16 protein-coding genes and 1 pseudogene are annotated in these 19802 nt (G+C 66.9%); 6 read left to right on the forward strand and 11 right to left on the reverse strand.

Translation table 11 applies throughout. From position 1 onward, the window contains the following. The 4 genes from AX750_RS11275 to AX750_RS11290 form a co-directional block, all read right to left on the reverse strand. Positions 1 to 976: ISL3 family transposase (locus tag AX750_RS11275; RefSeq protein ID WP_156450067.1), on the reverse strand; the 976-nt coding region annotated here is incomplete at its 3' end. Positions 977 to 1217: 241 nt separating this feature from the next. Then, positions 1218 to 1994 carry a cytochrome c3 family protein gene (locus AX750_RS11280; RefSeq protein ID WP_066734003.1) on the reverse strand — a complete coding sequence of 259 codons (777 nt, stop codon included), beginning with the start codon at positions 1992 to 1994 and terminating at the stop codon, positions 1218 to 1220. Then, the gene (locus AX750_RS11285) at positions 1991 to 2698 is read right to left on the reverse strand and encodes an iron reductase (RefSeq protein ID WP_066733964.1); all 708 of its coding nucleotides are present in this window, start codon (positions 2696 to 2698) and stop codon (positions 1991 to 1993) included. Before AX750_RS11285 ends, AX750_RS11280 begins: the two co-directional genes overlap by 4 nt. A 1-nt stretch (position 2699) precedes the next feature. Then, entirely contained in the window at positions 2700 to 4481 is a 1782-nt protein-coding gene (locus AX750_RS11290) for a 2Fe-2S iron-sulfur cluster-binding protein (RefSeq protein WP_245282371.1), read from the reverse strand. A gap of 791 nt (positions 4482 to 5272) precedes the next feature. Here AX750_RS11290 and AX750_RS11295 point away from each other — a divergent pair. The 5 genes and pseudogenes from AX750_RS11295 to AX750_RS26865 all read left to right on the forward strand — a co-directional run bounded on the left by AX750_RS11295 (position 5273) and on the right by AX750_RS26865 (position 9055). Continuing rightward, positions 5273 to 6601 (forward strand): family 1 glycosylhydrolase, encoded by a 1329-nt coding sequence (locus tag AX750_RS11295; protein ID WP_066733967.1) that lies wholly within the window; start codon positions 5273 to 5275, stop codon positions 6599 to 6601. Between the two features lie 3 nt (positions 6602 to 6604). After that, a pseudogene (locus AX750_RS26855) lies at positions 6605 to 7336 on the forward strand (SDR family NAD(P)-dependent oxidoreductase). 87 nt (positions 7337 to 7423) lie between these two features. Further along, positions 7424 to 7924 (forward strand): DUF2721 domain-containing protein, encoded by a 501-nt coding sequence (locus tag AX750_RS11305; RefSeq protein ID WP_066734006.1) that lies wholly within the window; start codon positions 7424 to 7426, stop codon positions 7922 to 7924. A 76-nt stretch (positions 7925 to 8000) separates the two neighbouring features. Beyond that, positions 8001 to 8645 carry a multicopper oxidase domain-containing protein gene (locus tag AX750_RS26860; protein ID WP_245282372.1) on the forward strand — a complete coding sequence of 215 codons (645 nt, stop codon included), beginning with the start codon at positions 8001 to 8003 and terminating at the stop codon, positions 8643 to 8645. Then, positions 8639 to 9055 carry a hypothetical protein gene (locus AX750_RS26865; protein WP_245282373.1) on the forward strand — a complete coding sequence of 139 codons (417 nt, stop codon included), beginning with the start codon at positions 8639 to 8641 and terminating at the stop codon, positions 9053 to 9055. The genes AX750_RS26860 and AX750_RS26865 overlap by 7 nt, the downstream gene beginning before the upstream one ends. A 260-nt stretch (positions 9056 to 9315) precedes the next feature. On the opposite strand, the gene AX750_RS11320 is transcribed toward AX750_RS26865, so the two are convergent. The 5 genes from AX750_RS11320 to AX750_RS11340 all read right to left on the reverse strand — a co-directional run bounded on the left by AX750_RS11320 (position 9316) and on the right by AX750_RS11340 (position 17347). Further along, positions 9316 to 9591 carry a heavy-metal-associated domain-containing protein gene (locus AX750_RS11320; protein WP_082737726.1) on the reverse strand — a complete coding sequence of 92 codons (276 nt, stop codon included), beginning with the start codon at positions 9589 to 9591 and terminating at the stop codon, positions 9316 to 9318. Positions 9592 to 9774: 183 nt separating this feature from the next. Continuing rightward, positions 9775 to 11580 carry a glycoside hydrolase family 15 protein gene (locus tag AX750_RS11325; RefSeq protein ID WP_066733970.1) on the reverse strand — a complete coding sequence of 602 codons (1806 nt, stop codon included), beginning with the start codon at positions 11578 to 11580 and terminating at the stop codon, positions 9775 to 9777. Between the two features lie 56 nt (positions 11581 to 11636). Next, positions 11637 to 12302: a TIGR00730 family Rossman fold protein gene (locus AX750_RS11330; protein WP_245282374.1), complete on the reverse strand. Its 666-nt coding sequence runs from the start codon at positions 12300 to 12302 to the stop codon at positions 11637 to 11639. A gap of 296 nt (positions 12303 to 12598) precedes the next feature. Then, positions 12599 to 15265 carry an HAD-IC family P-type ATPase gene (locus AX750_RS11335; RefSeq protein ID WP_066733974.1) on the reverse strand — a complete coding sequence of 889 codons (2667 nt, stop codon included), beginning with the start codon at positions 15263 to 15265 and terminating at the stop codon, positions 12599 to 12601. A 75-nt stretch (positions 15266 to 15340) separates the two neighbouring features. Further along, positions 15341 to 17347: a heavy metal translocating P-type ATPase gene (locus AX750_RS11340; protein ID WP_197431907.1), complete on the reverse strand. Its 2007-nt coding sequence runs from the start codon at positions 17345 to 17347 to the stop codon at positions 15341 to 15343. Between the two features lie 6 nt (positions 17348 to 17353). Between AX750_RS11340 and AX750_RS26480 the strand changes: the two genes are divergently transcribed. Continuing rightward, complete coding sequence (locus AX750_RS26480; RefSeq protein ID WP_067254251.1) at positions 17354 to 17542, forward strand: hypothetical protein; 189 nt, start codon at positions 17354 to 17356, stop codon at positions 17540 to 17542. On the opposite strand, the gene AX750_RS11350 is transcribed toward AX750_RS26480, so the two are convergent. Further along, the gene (locus AX750_RS11350) at positions 17536 to 18591 is read right to left on the reverse strand and encodes a bifunctional enoyl-CoA hydratase/phosphate acetyltransferase (protein WP_066733976.1); all 1056 of its coding nucleotides are present in this window, start codon (positions 18589 to 18591) and stop codon (positions 17536 to 17538) included. The two genes, AX750_RS26480 and AX750_RS11350, sit on opposite strands and share 7 nt — an antisense overlap. Then, positions 18588 to 19802, reverse strand: a complete 1215-nt coding sequence (locus AX750_RS11355) for an acetate/propionate family kinase (protein WP_066733978.1) — start codon at positions 19800 to 19802, stop codon at positions 18588 to 18590. The genes AX750_RS11350 and AX750_RS11355 overlap by 4 nt, the downstream gene beginning before the upstream one ends.

Below are 19802 nucleotides of genomic sequence, written 5' to 3' on the forward strand. Positions count from 1 at the left end.
AGACGTCGCTGCGCTCGCCGCGGACGATCCGCCTGACGGTCTGGCGGTGATGGCCCGTGCGCCTGACGATCTGTTTGATCGGCACGCCCTCCTGCCACAGCGCGAGGATCGCTGCGTTTGTCTCCTCGCGCCGCAGATACCCGTCATATTGCAGCTTCTCCGCCGCCGTCAGGAGCGCGGGGTTGACGACGGTGGCGCCGATGGCGCCGCGGATCTGGCGCATCGACTTGCGCACGGCGTCGAGGAAAGCGCGGCTGGCGTTCTCCATCAGGTGCCAGCGGTCGGCAACCTGGACGGCCTGCGGCAAGGCACGCGCCACCGCCTCGCCGTAGCCCCCGCCACGGTCACGGGCAACGGTATGGATAAGCGGCTGACGGAGGAGCCAAGCTTCCGATGTCGCCGGCTCCCGGTCAGGAAGCAGGACGACCGGCCGGCGGCGTTCGAGGTCGCAGACGATCGTGCCGTAGCGGTGATTGCGCCGCCACGCGAAGTCATCGATACCGATCACGCGTAATGGGTCGCTCGGCACCCGCGCACGCTGCCGGACCACGCGCAGCAGCGTATCGTTGCTGACCGGCAGCATCATCCTGGCGGCAAAACTCGCTCCGGGTCGGCCGCCCAACGCGAGCCCGAGATGCTGGACGATATGATCGAGACGATCCGTCCGGCGTGCTCGTGGCGCGAGGATGCGGTCACCAAAGCGCTCTGCAAAGATCTGGCGGCCGCATAGGACCGCATCGCACCGAAAGCGCCGGACGAGGACCTGGAGTTCGACGCGTCGGCCGCTGAGCGGCAGGTCCTTTGCTCGCCGCCAATACCGGCTTTGGATCCGTTGTGAGATCGCCCCACAATCAGGACATGGACAGGCGCCGACGGCGGCCCGAACTCGGACGACAACACGATCGCCTTCGATCGCGATTCCGTCGACCATCAATCCTGAGGGAACCAGGCTGGCTGGCCGAAATCGCTGCTTCATCGTGCTGATTCCTTCTGGAAACCAGCGTCAGAACAGCCCCAACCTGCAGCGAAACTGAGTCAGACCTAAACTTGCACGCCGAAACACAGCTTGCGATGAGTGTCGCTCCTCCCGGGTCGTGTGGACACGCCGCGACCCGCGGCTACCTGTCCGAACCCGACGGCATGAATCGGGACGCTCTGAGCCCGCCTTTCGCGGCGCGCGACACCGGCTTCCTTGAAACTGCTGCAAGTCGATCCTGTCAGTGGTGCTTGTACCAACCGACCCCTTTGATGTCGTTCCACGAATTGGTCTTGTGGCACAGATAGCACTGGCTGACGTTCGCATGCTCCTGGCCGGCAATGCTCTTGGACACCATCTCGAAGTGCATCATGTAGTGGCTTGGCGGCGCCTGGTGGCATTGCGCGCAGTCCTTCGACGTCGGGGATGGGTGCAGGAATGATGCTATCCGCCATGTGCCGGTCTCGTGGCACGTGGCGCATTCGCGCCCGAAGAGCTGCTTGTGCGGGTCTTGGTTGCTGTGGCAGCTCGCACAGTTCAGGGCATTCTTCTCGGCCGACTGGGACACGGGAACCCCCAGGAACGCAGCCATGTCGTCGATCATCTGGCGCGACACGCCTGGATGACCTGAGGCGCCGACAGCGAGATGGGATCCGATCCGCAGGAGCGCCGCATGATCCATTTTGGTCGGGCGGGCGGCCCCGTCATGCTCCACGTGACAGCCCCGGCAATCCTGAACGTTGGCGTGAAACGCAGTCGGCTGCTTGCCAAGGTCAGCAGCGGCGGTGGAATGGCACGTGATGCAAGCGGTGGCTTCGACGCCCTTCGTTGGCGTGTGACACGCTTCGCACTTGTCGCCGAGGAACGCGTGCTTCGCCGAGAGGGGGCCGGGCTGGAAGGAGGTCGGCCAGCCTGGAACCGACGCCGAACCCGAGCGGTACAAGGCGACGACCGCCGTCATGCCGCCCACGACCGCGATGGTGATCAGCACCGTATATAAAAGGCTGAGCTTCCTCACGAGAGCCACCGCAGTCCGTAGTAGATCTCGCCGGCGATGTGGAGCATCAGCAGCAGATACATGAGGATCGCCGCGACCACATGCGCCACGATCCAGCGCATGAATGTCTTCTTGATCGCCTCTCGGGAGCCGACGGCGTATTCGAGGTCAGCGATGCCCTCCACGAGCTGGCGGACCGACACATCCCGCAGGGCCGGCGCGCTGATGCCGGCGGCCGCTGCATCCTCAAGGGCCTGCCGCTCGGCGAACGCCGCGGCTGTCCGGTCGTAGGCGGAGCGCAAGGTCGCGAGCCGCGACTGCTCCTCCCGCAGCTCGGCCGACGTCTCGGGAAGGTAGTAGCGCCCGACGACCCCCGTGGCGACGACGACGAGCATGGCGGTCACGAGAGCGATGCCCAGCGGGCTCTGGTACTTGTGCCCGGTGTGCAGGATGGCCAGGAAGGCACCGAACACTCCCGCGTAGACGTGAAACGTGAGCAGCGCACCCATCGGCGCGACCCGGGTGATCCATGATTTGAGGCGGGTGCTGTACTTGGCAAGAGGATAGATCAGCAGCGAGACCATCAGGGTGGCTGCGGCAACGCCCAGCGCAAAGCCCGCCAGGCTCCCGGCGAAGCGCGGCGACGTATGCAGAACGAAGGCCGGGACCAGGAACAGGAGGAGGGTGAGGACGACTTCGACGGTCAGCCGTTCGGTCCGGCTCATGTCAGGCCTCGACGACCAGGTTGCCGATCGATTTGGCCTGGCAGGCCAGGATGATGCCCCTCGCCTTGTCCTCCGGCGTCAGGGCCTCCTCGACTTCCATGGTCACCTTGCCCTCGAGAAGCTGGGTCTTGCACACGCCGCAGATGCCGACCCGGCACGAGTAGTCGATGTTCACGCCGATATCCTCGGAGACCTCCAGCACGCTCCTGTCCGGAGGAAGAGGGGCGGTCTTGTTCGACCGCGCGAAGCGGACCGTCGCGGTCGCCGGCCCGATCGCGGCCGGGGGTGGCGGCGCGCCGGCGGGAGCGGGTGAAGGAGCGCCGATGTGCGCGATGACTGTGGCGCCGGGCGGGGGTACGGCGCCTAGAGCCGGTCCGAAGGCCTCGGTCTTCACCTGTTCGGGCGGGACGCCGAGCTCCGCCAGAAGCTTCTTCATCGCCTCCATCATGCCGGGCGGGCCGCAGAGGTGGACGCGTCGCTTGACGATCTCGGGAACGGATAGGGCGAGGAACTCCTTCGTGATGTGGCCTTCCGCCCCCATCCAGTGCGTGCCCGCCGCGCGCGCCATCGTGGCAGCCACGTGCAGGTTGCGCATGCGGCGTTGCAGGAACTCGAGCTCGTCCCGGAAGATGAAGTGCGCCGTGGTCTGAGCCCCATAGACGAGGAAGATCTCGCCGGGCCAAGCGGTGTCGAAGAGGTAGCGGATGGCGGCCATCAACGGCGTGACGCCGACGCCGCCCCCGATCAGGACGACGCTGTCGGCTTCCGCCCCAGTGAAGGTAAAAACCCCCGACGGCCCCATCACGTCGACCAGGTCGCCCTCGACCACGTGGTCGTGCATGTGGTCGGAGAAGATGCCCGGCTCCTCGCGCTTGATGGTGGTCTCGACATAGGCTGTCTGCGCGGCCGAGGACGCAATCGTGTAGGAGCGCCGGACCAGCTTGCCGTCGATCTCCGCCGAGTAGGTCAGGAACTGGCCGGGCACGAAGGTGAAGGGGATCGGCCCGCCTCCGGGGTCTCTGAGCCGGAAAGTCTTGACCCCCGTCGCTTCGGGAAAGATGGCGGCGACCCGAAGCTTGCCTTTCCATAATTTGCCCGGGGTTGGCTTGGCGGCCGACGCAGGCGTTGCTGGCGCGCCTCCGGGACCCGGGGCAACTGCGGCAGGGGCAGCGCTCGGAGCCACGGCGGCCGGGGCAGCCGCGACCCTCGCCGAAGGCGATACCGGCGGCACGGGCGGGGCCGCGGCCGGGGGTGCAGGGACGGCGGATGTGGCCGGGACAGGGGTGGCGCTCGTCAGGCGGTTCACGAGGGCGTTCGCGCGGCGCATGCGGACCAGATAGATGGCGAGCATGGCCGCGGCGAACGTTGCGACGAGCGACATCGTGATGACGTGGAACCACGACAGGCCAAGGGGTCCGCTGATCCCATGTGTTGGGACGCCGGTCGGGATGTTCAGCTGGGTCTTGAACCAGTCCTGCGCGATCTGCTGTGGCGGCTTTCCCTCCGTGAGCGACCGGAGCGTCGTGGCGCCGCTTTTCACCTGATTGAGAGCGTCACGGAGACGTGAAGTGGCTTGCTCAGCCGCGGCCGCGTCTCCGGCGGCGTTGGCATGCCGGAGCGCATTCTCGGCGCTCGCGATTCCGTCCGTCCCGGCGCTGATCTGGATGCGCGCCTGGGCCTCCAGGCTTTGGCGCTGCTCGGCCGTTAAGGCCGGGACGTCCATCAGGGAGGGATAGAACTCCTTGCGCGGGCGGCCCATCATCTCGCCCATCATTCCGCCCATGGCACCGCCGGCACCCATACCGCCCCCCATGCCGGGACCACCCGAACCCATTCCGGGCATCGGCGGCTGGGTGCTCGAAACGCCCGCAGGCGGGTTGCTTGGCGGAGCGGTCGGGGTTGCTGGCGCTGAGGTGGGGGGTGCGTCGGGGGTGCCGGCCGTCGTGCCGGGATGGTGCTCGGCGTGGCCGCCAGACTGCGCGACAGCCTGGGGCGCGCAGACCCCGACGAAGGCGACGGCGATGAGGGACCGGCTGGCAAGCATCCAGAGAGAACGCTTCCCCATGCGACGGCTGCCATGACCTTGCCTCACGACCCGACTCCGAACTGGAAAGGGACCTGTGCCCGTAGCACTTGCTGCGGCCTTCAGCCGAGGTGCGGCCCAGGCCGTCGATCTCGTCCACGCAGCGCCGCAGCGCATCGTCCTAGCCTCCTAATGCACCTTCGGGTAGCTCGGGCTGGCTAGGGCATCGAGGATGCTGAGAGAATTTCGTCACGGGTCATCGGCGGTCTTTCAGCTGCCCAGTAGATAGAGGCGGTCCTCGTGCGAACGCCCCGGGAAAGCCGTTTCCAGCTTTTCGCACCTTGATGCGGATCAAGGAGACGCGGGTGCGTTGACGTAACAGACGCGCGGACCGACCCACCATTACGGTGAGCGGGACCGTCCCTGCTCAACCATCGAAAGCCGCTCGCCGACGGTGGTGCCGGGCCACCACTGAAGACATCGCCGATCTCTTGTAAGGTGCAGGCCGTGCAAGCGGCTGTCCACTGGCCAGACGCATCAAGGGGAGCGCGATGCCCGCACCATGGTTCATGTTCGCGACCGGCATTGAGAATAGTTACCCCACCATCAACAACGGGCGCACCCGCGTCGACGAGATGGAGAAGTGCGGCCACTACAAGCATTGGCGGACGGATTTCGAGCTCCTGAAGGACCTCGACATCCATTTCCTGCGGTATGGTCCGCCGATCCATAAGACCTGGCTTGGTCCTGCTCGCTACGACTGGGAATTCTCGGACCTCACGTTCGGGTCCCTGAAAGAGACCGACGTGGTCCCGGTCGTCGACCTCTGTCACTTCGGCGTGCCGGACTGGGTCGGCGACTTCCAGAACCTCGACTTCCCTGGCCTGTTTGCCGAATACGCCCGCGCGTTCGCCCAACGATTCCCGTGGGTTCAGCTCTACACGCCGGTGAATGAGATGTTCATCTGCGCCACCTTCTCCGCGCTTTACGGCTGGTGGAACGAAGAGCTTGCCAGCGACCGCGCCTTCGTCACGGCGCTCAAGCACATCGTCAAGGCAAACGTGCTCGCCATGGCGGCGATCCTCGATGTGCGGCCGGACGCCATCTTCGTCCAGAGTGAGTCGTCAGAGTACTTCCATGCCGAGGAGCCGAAGGCCATCGGGCCGGCAGAGCTTAGGAACGCGCGCCGGTTCCTCTCGCTCGACCTCAATTACGGCTATCAGGTTGCCTCCAAGATGTACGAGTACCTGATGGACAACGGCATGACCCGGGAGGAGTACCACTTCTTCCTCCGGCACTCTCCGCTGCGGCATCACTGCATCATGGGCAACGACTACTACGTCACGAACGAGCATCGTGTGGCGGCGGACGGGCGGACCTGGGGGTCGGGCGACGTCTTCGGGTACGACGAGATCACGCGGCAGTATTTCGACCGCTACAAGCTGCCCGTGATGCACACCGAGACCAACATGAACGAGGGACCGAACGGGGACGAGGCCGTCAACTGGCTCTGGAAGCAGTGGGCAAACGTGCTGCGGGTGCGCAACACGGGCGTGCCGATCGTCGGCTTTACCTGGTACTCGCTGACCGATCAGGTCGACTGGGACACCGCCCTTCGCGAGGACAACGGCAATGTCAACCCGCTCGGCCTCTACGATCTCGATCGCAATATTCGGGCAGTGGGGCGCGCCTACAAGGACCTGATCCGCGCCTGGGGCGACGTGCTGCCGGCCCAGAGCGTGTGCCTAAACGTGCCCGTCGTCCTGCCGAGCGAGACCGACGAGCCCTTTGCCCGACGCCGGCGCGACTGGATGCGGCGCTATCACGAGCGCGGACACCAGCACCATGCCGGGAACATTCTTGAAGATGTGGAGGCCTGAGTCATGCGGTTCCGCGGCAAGGTCGCCATCGTCACGGGCGGCACCAGCGGCATCGGGTTGGCCGTCGCCAAGCGCTTGGCAGCCGAGGGCGCCCGGGTGGTGGTCGCGGCTCGCCGTACCAACGAGGCCGTCGCCGACGAACTGAAAGACAGCGGTGCGCCGGATGCGCTTAGCGCCGCCTGCGACGTCGCTGTCGAGAGCCAAGTTCAGGCCGTGACCCAAAGCGCGCTCGACCGGTTCGGTCGCCTGGATATCGTCGTCAACAACGCGGGGGTGATGCTGTTCAAGCCGCTCGAGCAGTACACGGCCGAGGACTGGCAGACGGTCATCGGCGTCGATCTCCTCGGCGCCGTTCACTTCACCAAGCAGGCGTTCCTCACCATGACGGCAGGCGGCGCGATCGTGAACGTCTCGAGCATTCACGCGGTCATGACCTCGCCGCTCGTCGCGCCTTAAGCCGCCGCCAAGGCTGCTGTGGTTTCATTGACCCGGTCGGCTGCGATCGAGGGCAAGGCGAAGGGCATCCGCGCCAACGTCGTCCTGCCCGGCGCGATCGACACGCCCATGCTCTGGGACAATCCGAACGTGAAGTCCGGAGCCAAGAAGATCGACCCTAAGGACGTCGGGCGCCCCGAGGATATCGCGGCTGCGGTCGCGTTCCTCGCGTCCGAGGACGCCGCCTTCATCACGGGGACCGCCCTCAGGGTCGATGGCGGCCGCCTCGACAGGCTTTGATCGCCATGGGATCCGGCCTGGTCACTCGAGAAGGTCGAGGCTGCTGGGCTCTTTCGCACGCTGGCTTTGAGTCAGACGGACTGCCTCATGCCAGGCACTGACTTCGGCCATCCCTCATCCCTCGACAGCGTCACCCATATCATTCAGGTGGCGTTGACGCCCGTGTTCCTGCTGTCCGGGATTGCAGCGCTCCTCAACGTGTTCTCGACTCGGCTCGCGCGGGTGGCGGACCGAGTGAACAAGCTCGCGCAGGCACTCGAAAGAGCCGCCCCCGAGGAGGCCGGCCGCCTCACGGATCAGCTGTCGTATCACCGCACACGATCTCTGGTGCTCGACGTGGCGGTCGTGCTCGGGGCGCTTGGCGGAGGAGCGACCAGTGGGGCGACGCTCGTCCTGTTCCTTGGCGCTTTGCGCAACAGCACGGTGGCATCGGTTCTGTTCATCCTGTTCGGGTTGGCTATCCTTTGCACGATCGGCGCGCTCGCGGCGTTCGTGACCGAGATGCTCATGGCGAGCCGGGGTCTGCGGGCCGAGATGCACGACCGACGTGAGGCGGCCGTGGCACAACGCCGGACTGAGCATCGCTAGATGCGCCGGGACCTCACTCAGGTGATTGCGCCCTCGACTGGGATGCGGCCTTTTAATGCAGGGAACTGGAGGAGTGATGAGCACCGACGACCACTTCGCAGCGCGACCGAAGACTGCCGCGACGGCATCAGTAGGCACGACCGAAACCGCCCCGCTCTCGCGACGCGCCGTTCTTGGCGCCGTAGGGGGTGCGGGCGCTTCGACTGCGCTGAGTGCCGCCGGGCTTGTCGCCGGGTCGACATCTGCACCGGCGCAGACGCGACCCACGCGAACCCCGACCGCGCATGGTGCGCCGGGCGCCGGTAGCTACAGCCAGCGCGTCTACCCCGTGATGCCGGAGGGCGCCGATATCGGGTGCGATCCGACGCACGTTCCTCCGCCGATTGGAGCGCGCGGTCCGCAGACCGTGCGCATCGAGCTGGAGACGATCGAGCTTGAAGGCCGCCTTGACGCCAACAGCAACACCCGCTTCCGCTATTGGACCTTCAACGGGACGGTTCCGGGCCCGACGATGCGCGTGCGGGTCGGCGACACGGTGGAGGTGACGCTCAAGAACCGTGAGGACAGCGCGCTCCTGCACAACGTCGATTTCCATGCAGCGACCGGCCCGGGCGGCGGCGCGGAGGCGACCACGGCCGCTCCTGGCGAGACGAAGGGCTTCCGTTCAAGGCGATCAACCCAGGGCTTTATATCTACCACTGCGCCGTGCCGCCCGTGGTGATGCATGTCGCCAACGGCATGTACGGGCTGATCCTGGTCGAACCGGAGGGGGGCCTGCCGCCGGTCGATCGGGAGTTCTACGTCGTTCAGGGCGAAATCTACACGGAGCAGCCGTTCGGCACGGCGGGCGTTCTCGACCCGAGCTACGAGAAAATGCTGAACGAGCGGCCCGAATATTTCGTCCTCAACGGCTCGGTCGGCGCGCTCACGACCCTTCGCCCGTTGAAGGCCAAAGTGGGGGAGACGGTACGTATCTTCTTCGGGGTCGGCGGACCCAACTACACCTCGTCCTTCCATGTCATCGGCGAGATCTTCGACCGGGTGTACGGCTTCGGCTCGCGACATCCAAGCCCCTACGCGACGTCGCCACGATGTCGGTTCCGGTCGGGTCGGGGGCCATCGCCGAACTGAAGCTCGAGGTGCCAGGCGGTTCGTCCTCGTCGATCACGCCCTCTCACGCGTGGAGCGCGGCCTTGCTGGATATCTTGAGGTTGAGGGACCGGCGAATGCCCAGATCTTCGCAGCGACGGGGTCTTAGCTTGGATCTCGCCGGCGCTTAGGAAGGACGTGCATGCACAGCATGGAGCCCTCTAAGGGAAGGTGATCACCCGAACCGATCCGGGCCGCCTCGGCGGCCCGGATCCATCTCCCATCGGCCGTCGGCGAGACGATCAAGCAGCTTTGAGCGGCGATGCTGACGGCGTATAGCCGGCCTGGACCACGAGGTCGCGCAGCTTGGAGAAGCTGGACGCACCCTTGACGGAAACCAGCTTCGATTGCGGATCCGCATCGACCGTGGTCCCCGGCAGTCCGGTCTCGATCGCCTTCTTGATCGTCCCGGCGCAGTGCCCGCAAGTCATGTCCTCGACCCGAAAGGTCAGAGCATTCGGGTCCAGGTTGGCGTCGACTTGGCTGGTCTGCTGCCGCCCACTTGAGCATCCACACATTTTGGAACCTCCATTCGTAGGATGACAGAATCATGCACCTTCCAACGGTTGGAAGGTCAAGATGCAATGTCGAACACCGACGCCGACATCCTGACAGCCTCGAGTTCCCACTGCAGACCGCAGCTCCGGGGCGGCTCGCTCATTCGGGCGTGCAGGCGCGCCGCGGCCGGAGCCGGTGGCCGATCACCGCAACTTTGCTGAGCGCTCCTCGGCGGGCTTGCTTGTTTGCGTCAAGTTGCGCGCGGTGTTGGCGAGGGCGATATGCGAAAACGCCTGCGGGAAGTTGCCCACTTGCCGGCGCGCCACCGGGTCGTACTCCTCAGCGAGCAGGCCGACATCGTTGCGCAGGGCCAAAAGACGCTCGAACAGACCGCGGGCCTCCTCGTCGCGACCGAGCAGGACCAGGTTGTCGGCAAGCCAAAAGCTGCACGCCAGGAATGCTCCCTCGCCCGGGGGCAGCCCGTCCGAGGCTTCTTCGGTGTCGTAGCGCAGGACGAACGTATCCTCGATGAGGAGGCGTCGTTCGATAGCAGCCACCGTGCCTCGAATGCGAGGATCGCTCGGGGGCAGGAACCCGACCAGCGCGAGCATCAGCAGGCTCGCGTCGAGATGCCGCGAGCCATAGGACTGCACGAAGCTGCCGAGGTCTGCATCGAAGCCGTTTCGGCAAACCTCTTCGTGGATGTGGCTACGCAGCCTGCGCCAGCGCTCGAGCGGGCCGTCGAGGCCGAACTCCTCGATCCCTCGGATCGCCCGGTCGAGCGCAACCCAGGCCATCACCTTCGAGTGCGTGAAATGGCGTCGTCCGCTACGGACCTCCCAGATCCCCTCGTCAGGCTCGTTCCAGATGGTCTCGAGATGCCCGACGAACGCCCGCTGCAAGGCCCAACCCGGCTCGGTCGTTTCAAGTCCTCCCCGTCGGGCCTGATGCAGGGCGTCCATGACCTCGCCGAAGACGTCGAGCTGGATTTGGCTTTGGGCGGCGTTGCCGACGCGCACGGGCCGCGAGCCCTCATAGCCGGCCAGCCAAGGTACCTCCCACTCGGAAAGGCGCCGCTCGCCGGCAAGCCCGTACATGATCTGGATTTGCGACGGGCTGCCGGCGACGGCCCGCAGCAGCCAGTCGCGCCAGGCCTTCGCCTCCTCGTAGTAGCCGGCGTCCATGAGCGAGATCAGGGTGAAGGTGGCGTCGCGAAGCCAGCAAAAGCGGTAGTCCCAGTTGCGCGGCCCGCCGATTTGCTCCGGGAGCGACGTCGTCGGCGCGGCCACAATTCCCCCCGTGGGAGCAAAGGTCAGTGCCTTGAGCGTGATGTGCGATCGAAGCACGGGTTCATGCCACCGCCCTGTGTGCTGGCACTGTGAGGACCAGCCTCGCCAGAACTCCTCCGTGCCGCCCAGCGCCGCCTCTGGATCGAGCGCTTGCGGCACCGGAAGGTGTGACGGAGCATAGGTCAGCACGAAGGGGACCATCTCGCCAGGTCCGACGGTGAACTCGCCAACCGTCTTCAGGTCCTCTCCGCGAAGACGTGTCGGCGTCCTCAGCACGACCATGTCGGGACCCGCCACGGCCCGCAGTCCGGTCCCGTCCTCGAGCTGCGTGACCCAGGGGACGGCAGAGCCGTAGTCGAAGCGGATCACGACTTCGGTCCGCATCGTTACACGGCCCTGCCGGCCGACCACGAGGCGGACGAGGTCCGAGCCGACGCCACGCAGGGGCATGAAGTCGATCAGCGTAACCGCCCCATCGGCGGTGTCGAACTCCGTTTCCAGGATGAGCGTCCCGTCCCGGTAGCGGCGGGCAACGCGCGCGCCTGAGTCGGCCGGAGCGATCTGCCAGCGTCCGTTCTCCGGCGTTCCGAGCAGGGCCGCGAAGCAGGCGCCCGAGTCGAACCGCGGCCAGCACAGCCAGTCGATCGAACCATCGCGCCCGACGAGAGCGGCGGTCTCGCAGTCGCCGATGAGGGCGTAATCCTCGATTCGAGAGGGCATCTCGGTAAGCTCCAGACCTGCGCCGGATTGTTGGAGTCCAGGCAACAGCAGGACCGCTAGACCGCGGTCAAGCCGCGGGCGAGGAGCTTGGTCCACACCTCCTCCGCGCTCTCAGCGAATTGGAAGAGCTCATGATCGGCCGGGTCGATCATGCCGTTCTCGGTCAGAGCCTCGAAATTGATCACGGAGTGCCAGTAGCTCGCCTCGAACAGGACGATCGGGATACCGGGCGACTTGCCGGTTTGGCGAAGGGTGAGGATCTCGAACAGCTCGTCCAGCGTGCCGAATCCGCCCGGGAATACGACGAGGGCGCTCGCCCGCATGGCCAGATGCATCTTGCGCATGGCGAAGTAATGAAAGCGGAAGGTCAGCTCGGGCGTGATATACGGGTTCGGTTTTTGCTCGCGCGGAAGCGTGATGTTGAAGCCGATCGAGGGCGCGCCCGCGTCGTGCGCGCCGCGGTTCGCGGCTTCCATGAGGCCCGGCCCGCCGCCTGTCGCGATGACGTTGTCACGAAAGCCCTCATGCACCGTGAGCGCACCCCCACGCTCGGAAGCGATGCGCCCGAAGCGTCGGGCTTCGGCGTACCAGTGCGCACCGCGACCCGGTCCGTCGTCCCGGATCCGGGCGCTTCCGAACACGACGATGGTCGAGCGGACGCCCCAGGCGCGGAGCGCCTCCTCGACCTTGGCGTATTCCAGAAGGAAGCGCACCCCGCGCATGGAGTCGCCGAGGAGGAAGTCGTGATCGAGGGAGGCCAGACGGTACGAAGGCAATTCGAATGGCGCCGCTTCTGAGCCGCATGGCCCACAGGGATGCGGCATCATGGAACGGCAATAGGGAACGTCGTCTGTCGCCGTTCCGATGGGGCTCTGTTCAGCGCTGGGAGACATGGCACTCCTTAGCCGACCTGGACCTGAGGTCCCAACGCCCGCGTTACCCGGCTCGCCCGAACGCCTTGAACCCCGAACCGGACGAGGCCGTGTTCCTGCATCTAGACGCGCATGCGTCCAGATCATTACTGGGGCGCACTCGACAGCCTCCCGGCTTTGAGGCTCTTGTAGACTTCCATCGTTGGAATGAGCAGCAGCGAGATCCCTGCCACTTGAACCCATTCCGACCAGGCGACCGGCGCGATCCGCAGCACTTCGTTCAGCACCGGCACGTGCATCGCGCCAATGTGGATGCCTTGGGTCAGTACGACGACGGCCGGGATCCACAGGTTCGAGCGCAACGGCTGATGGAAGGCGGAGCGCCGTTCGGATCGGCAATTGAACACGTGGACGTTCTGGAAGCAGACCATCAGCAACAGCAGGAGGTTTCGTGCCTCGCCGATGCTCCGGCCTTGCGCCAGCAACCACCCGAAATACCCCGCTCCGAGCCCGGCCATGGTGAGCCCGGCAAGCCCCGTCTGCTCGATCATCCGCCGATCGAACAGGGGTTCGCTCGGCGCCCTGGGGCCGCGGGAGAGGAGGTCCGGCTCGCCGCGCTCCATGGACAGCGCCACGTGCTGAACGGAGTCGGTGACGAGGTTCAGCCAGAGCAGCTGGACGGCGACGAAGGGCAGCGGCAGGCCGGCGAGAAGACAAAGAAAGAAGATGCCGATCTCGGCGGCGCTGCTGCTGATCAGGAAGGCGATCACCTTCCGGATGTTCGCGTAGGCAATGCGGCCTTCCTCGATCCCGGCGACGATCGAGGCGAAGTTGTCGTCGGTCACGATCAGGTCGGCCGCGCGGCGAGCGACGTCGGTGCCGCTGCGCCCCATCGCAACCCCGATATGCGCGGCGGCGAGCGCCGGAGCGTCGTTGACGCCGTCCCCGGTCACGGCGACGAAGTGCCCGGCCTCGCGCAGCGCCTCGACGATCGACAGCTTCTGCAGCGGCTCGACCCGGGCGAAGACCCTCCGCCTTGCGACCAGCGCCCGGAAAGCAGCGGGGTCCGCCGCCAGCCTGGCGATCTCCTGCCCCGAGACCACGTCCTCGGGCCCGGCTGGGATCCCGAGTTGTTCGGCGATCGCGGCGGCGGTTTTCGGGTGGTCTCCCGTCACCATGCAGACGCGCACGCCGGCGTCCTGCGCCTGGCGCACTGCGTCGCGCGCCTCCGGGCGCAACGGATCGATCAGGCCGACCAGCCCGATCAGGGTCAGCCCCCGAAGCGCAGACCGGTCGAGCGCCGCGCCGGTCCCCGCCCAACCCTCCGCCACAGCCAGGACCCTGTGCCCTTCCCCGGCCAACTGCTCGGCCGCGTCTTGCGCCGGGGCTGCTCCGCCCTCGCACATGGCCAACACCGTCTCCAGCGCACCTTTGACGCTGATCCGGATGCGATCGCCTCGATAGGTAAAGGTCGCGCCGAAGCGGTTTTCCGGCTCATAGGCGATCGCGCTTGCGACGGGCTCGGACCTGACGAGCTCCTCGCGACGACGCCCGAGCGTCTCGGCGAAGGCCAGGAAGGCCAGATCCACGGTATCGCCCACCGCCGCCTCGCCTTCCCCCAGACTTGCCTCGTTGCACAGGGCGCCGACCGTCGCGAGCTCACCGAGGGCCTCAGGCGTGAGATCGTCGCCCCGGACCGCTGCGGTCGTCGTGAGGTCCACGCGACCCTGCCCGGGCAACCAGACCGTCGCGATCGTGAGTCGATTGAGCGTCAGCGTGCCGGTCTTGTCGCTCGCGATGAGGCTGCGGGCCCCAAGTCCCTCGACGGCTGGCAGAGCTCGGACAATGACGTTGCGTCGAGCCATTCGGCGGACCGCGACGGCGAGAGCGACGGTGATGGCGATGGGCAGTCCTTCGGGGATGGCCGACACGGCCAGCGCCACCGAGACGAAGAAGATTTCCGCCAGGGGAGCGCCGAGCCAGAGTTGCACGGCGGCAAAGACCAGAACCGCGGTCACGACCACGATGCCCGCTGTGGCCGAGAAGCGCCGCAGGCGAAGCACGAGCGGCGGAGCACTTTCGATATCAGTGAGGCTCGCCGCGATCCGGCCGATCTCTGTCTCCCGACCCGTGGCGACCACGACGCCAAAGCCGCGACCGCGCAGAATCATGCTGCCGGCGTGCGCCAGATTCACCCGATCGCCGAGCGAGGCGCCTTCGGCGAGGATCGTCGCGCCATTCTTTTCGACCGCCAGGGACTCGCCGGTCAGCAGGGATTCGTCGGCCGATATCCCGCTTGTCTCCAGCAACCGCAGATCGGCCGGAACTAGCACGCCGGACTCGAGCTCGACGATGTCCCCCGGGACAAGGTCTGTCGCATCGACCCGCCGCCGTTCCCCGTTTCGCCACGCCACGGCGTCCTGGCGTACCAGTCGGTCCAGAGCCGCGGCGCCGCGCTCGGCCTTGCCCTCCTGGATGGCTCCGAGCGCTGCGTTGATGAAAATGACGGCCAGAATGAAGATCGCATCGAGCGTCTCGCCGAGAACGGCGGAGACGGCGGTGGCTGCGAGCAGCAGGGCGATCAAGGGGTTGACGAATTGGCGCGCAAAGAGCGCCGCCCAGCTCGACACCTTCCGGCTCGGGAGGGTGTTGAGACCAAACCGCGCCTGGCGGACCCGGACCTCGTCGCCGGAGAGGCCGCTGCGGCGGCTCTCGGCGCGCGCGAGAACTTCTTCGCCGCGCAACGCATGCCAGGGACGCTCCGAGACCGGAGAGGCCGTTCGGGAGCCGGGAGCAGGCAACGCCGAACTCATGCGCAGACGCCGGATATCACCAAGCCTCCTGCCCCACCGTCATGACAGGGTCGGACCCATGCATTGCGTTGTGTTTCAGGTCGCAGCGCGTTCGGCCCCGGAATTCTGCTGGATGGGGCGCTGTTGTGGACGCGCGACCAAGGAGCGTGCCCGTTCGAGAAGCTGGGCATTGACCGCAACGATCACCGTGCTGAGCGACATGAAGGCGGCGCCGAGCGCAGGCGAGAGGAGGATGCCCCAGTTGTAGGCGGCGCCTGCCGCGAGCGGGATGGCGAACGCGTTGTAGCCCGTCGCCCAAAGCAGGTTCTGAACCATCTTGTTGTAGGTGGCGCGCGACAGTGCCAGGATGGCGAACACGTCCAGGGGGTTGCTGCGCACCAGCACGACATCCGCGGCCTCGATCGCCACGTCCGTCCCTGCGCCGATGGCGATGCCGAGATCGGACTCCACAAGGGCCGGCGCGTCGTTCACGCCGTCGCCGATCATCGCGACGCTGAGGCCGCGGGCCTTAACCTCGCGGATCTTCGCCGCCTTCTGGTCCGGCAGCACTTCGGCGAAGTAGTCGTCGAGGCCGAGTTCGCCGGCGACGGTGCGGGCCACCGCCTTGGCGTCCCCCGTCAGCATCATCGACCGGATGCCCATCGCCTTGAGGCGCCGGACGGCTTCATACGATTCCGGCCGGATCACGTCGGCCAGCGCAATGGCGCCGATGGGCTTATCGTCGAGCAGGACGTGCACGACGGTCTTGCCCTGCTCGGCGAGCCGCCGGATGCCGTCCCCGTCCGGATCCAGTCCCTGCTCGCGCAGATACCCTGGGCTGACCACCTTCACGTCGCGGCCTTCGACCACCGCCTCGGCGCCGCGCCCGGTCAGGCTCTGGAACCGGTCGACGCGCTTTGGCGCGATGCCGCGCTCGGCAGCGGCGCGCACGATGCCCTGCGCAATCGGGTGCTGGGACTGGGTCTCCAGGGCAGCCGCCCAGGCGAGCACCTCCGCTTCCTTTACGCCCCCACGCCCGACCACATCGGAGACCCCGAAGCGGCCCTCCGTGAGCGTGCCCGTCTTGTCGAAGATCACCGCGTTGAGGTCGCGTGCGCGCTCAAATGCGGCGCGGTCGCGGATCAAAAGGCCGTTCTGGGCCGTGAGCTTGGTGCTGACCGCGACCACAAGCGGTACCGCCAGCCCCAGGGCGTGCGGACAGGCAATCACCATCACGGTGACCATACGTTCGAGCGCGAAGGCGAACGAGCCGCCGATCAGGAGCCAGATCGCGAGTGTGCTAAAGCCGACGCCGATCGCGATCCAGGTCAGCCACGAGGCGGCGCGGTTGGCGAGATCCTGCGTGCGCGAGCGCGTGGCCTGCGCCTCGCGAACCATCTCGATCACTTGAGCGAGGTAGGTCTGATCGCCGGTCTTGCGGACTTCGAGAGTCACCGCGCCCGCGCCGTTGATGGCCCCGCCGACCGCCTCCTGGCCCTCCCCCTTCTCGACCGGGCGCGACTCACCCGTCAGCATCGACTCGTTGAAGCTCGAGTGGCCGCTCAGGATCACACCGTCGATCGGCACCTTCTCGCCCGGCTTCACGAGCACCTTGTCGCCCGCCGTAAGGGCGCTGATCGGAACCTCTTCGGTGCCGCCGTCCGGCTTCAGGCGGTGCGCCGTCGCCGGCAGCAGGCGCACGAGCGCCTCGAGAGCGCCGGACGCGCCCAGCACCGAGCGCATCTCGATCCAATGGCCGAGGAGCATGACGTCGATCAGCGTCGCCAGCTCCCAGAAGAACATCTCGCCGGCGAGCCCGAAGGTGACCGCGCTCGAGTAGACGTAGGCGACCGAGATCGCGAGCGAGATCAGGGTCATCATGCCGGGCCGGCGGTCCCGCAGCTCGGCCACAAGCCCGCTCAGGAACGGCCAGCCGCCATAGAAGAACACGACCGACGACAACGCGAACAGGAGATAGTCCGAGCGAGGAAAGGCGAGCGCTTCACGAAGCCCCAGCCAGTGCTGGATCATCGGCGAGAGCGCGACGATCGGCACCGTCAGCGCGAGCGACACCCAGAAGCGCCGGCGGAAGTCGGCGATCATGGCACCGTGATCGTGCCCTCCATGACCGGCATGGCTCGGCTCGGCTCGGCCGTGCTTCGTGACTGCGGCGAGGTCAGGTGGGTTCCCGTGTCGGTGGAATTCGGTCTCGATCCGCCCCGTTCCCGCGGGGTGGTGATGCTCATGTTCGTGGCGTTCAAGCATTCAGCTGTCCTCGTCATTCGCCTGGGTCAATGAGGCGCGCGCTCTACGGCCTGGATGGGGGGTGGAAGCTCTGGAACTTGGCGCGACAGCGGGCAGCAGGCCGACTCCCGCTGCGGGAGGCAGTGAACGGTGGGCTCCTCGTCCGAGGTCCTCTCCCCGATTGCTTCACCGTCTGCGTGCTGCAGGACGGCCAAGGCCAGGGCGGCCAGCCGCGCCGCAGCCGGATCCGCGCGGGAGGTCAGCACGACAGGCGCGGAAAGGCCCAGCACCACTCCGGCCGCGACGGCGCCCGCCAGGTATTCCAGGCTCTTGGCAAGCATGTTTCCGGAGACGAGGTCGGGAACGAGCAGGATGTCGGCATCTCCCGCCACGGCCGAGACGATGCTTTTCTCGCCGGCTGCCGTGCGCGAGACCGCATTGTCAAAGGCAAGCGGACCATCGACCGATGCGCCGGCCGCGATCTGTCCTCGCCTTGCCATGAGGGTGAGTGCCGCGGCGTCCAGCGTCGAGGCGATCGCCGGATTGACGGTCTCGACAGCCGAGAGCACCGCCACCTTGGGCGCGGCGACCCCGACCATCCGCGCCAATTCGACCGCATTCTGCAGGATCTGAGCCTTGGCGCTGAGATCCGGCGCGATATTGATTGCAGCATCCGTGACGATGAGAAGCTTGGGATAGGAGGGCACGTGACATACGAAGGCGTGGCTGACACGCCGGCCCGGGACGCGCAGGCCGCGATGAGCGTCGAGCACGGCGTGCATCAGAGCATCGGTGTGCACGAGCCCCTTCATGAGGGCGCCGGCCCGACCCTCCCGCACGAGCGTCACACCGAGGGCCGCCGCGGTCGCCTCGTCGCCGGCCTCTGTTATCGAAACGGAGTCTATTGGCCACCCGGTCTTCGCGGCCACGTCCGAAATGGCTCGTCGCTCGCCGATCAGGTGGGGGGCGACCAGACCGAGTGCGGTTGCCTCGCGCAGCGTCTCGAGCACGACTCGCTGTGCCGCGTTCACCACCGCCAACCTGATCGGTGGCAGTCCTTGCGCGCGCTCGATGATCTCCTGGAAAGGGCGGGTCGCTGTCATTGCTCGACCGTTTGCAGGGCGCAGTGGCGATCTGCGACGTGGACCGTGTGGCGCGCGATCACCACCTCCTCGTCGGTCGGAAAGGCATGGACCGGTACGGCGGCGCCATCTTGGGAGACTGTCGGCGCGCCGGACCGGTTGCGCTCGCCATCGAGCACCACGCCCAAGTATTCCAGGCCGTTGCAGATCCGGGCGCGGATCTCGGGTGCGTTGGCGCCGATGCCGCCGGTGAACACCAGCCGGTCGAGGCCGCCTAGGGCCGCGGTCAGGGATCCCACATGCAGTCGCGCCCGGTAGCAGAAGAGCTCGACCGCCGCCTGCGCCTCGGACCTCTGAGACCCGACGAGCTCGCGCATGTCGCGGCTGAGGCCGCCCGAGACGCCGAGGAGGCCGGAGCGTTCGTAGAGCAGCTCCTCGATTTCGGCGGCCTCCATGCCCTCGTGCTGCATGAGATAGAGCACGATCCCCGGATCGAGATCGCCGCATCGGGTGCCCATGAGGAGTCCCGCGAGCGTGCCGAAGCCCATCGTCGTCTCGACGCTCCGCCCGTCGCGGATCGCGCACATCGAGGCGCCGTTGCCGAGGTGGGCGATGATGGTGCGCTCCCGCGGTGCCTGTTCGCCGAACGACCCGAGCGCCTGGACGACGTACTCGTAAGAGAGCCCGTGGAAGCCGTAGCGGCGGATGCCCCGGTCGTAGAACTCGCGCGGCAAGCCGGTGAGCCTGGCGGTCCGCGGCAGGCTGTGATGGAAGGCGGTGTCGAAGCAGGCGACCTGGAGGAGCTCAGGACGCCTCGCGCGCACGGCGGCGATGCCGGCGAGGTTGTGCGGGAGATGAAGAGGCGCAAGCGGCACAAGGCGGGCGAGGCGTTCCTCGAGCACCGCGTCGACGGGCAGCGGACAATCGCAGTCGGGCCCGCCGTGCACGACGCGGTGGCCGACGGCTCGCAGGCGTGCGCCCTCGCCGCTCAGGCGATCCTCGGCTTGCGCCAGGATCAGCTCGAGCGCCGCCTCGTGATCCGGGAGCGCGGCATCTTCCGCGAGCGCCGACCCGTTTCCGCGCACCGTCAGCCGGGCCTGCGGCGATCCGATCCGTTCGGCAACCCCCGACCCCAAACGGGGCAGGTGGTCTGCCGTGCCGAACAGGGCGAACTTGACGCTCGACGACCCGCTGTTGACCACGAGGATCGCGTCTCCGGCGGCAACGCCCAT

The sequence above is a fragment of the Methylobacterium sp. CCH7-A2 genome (assembly GCF_001557075.1).
In the GTDB taxonomy this organism is placed as follows: Bacteria; Pseudomonadota; Alphaproteobacteria; order Rhizobiales; family Beijerinckiaceae; genus Allobosea; species Allobosea massiliensis.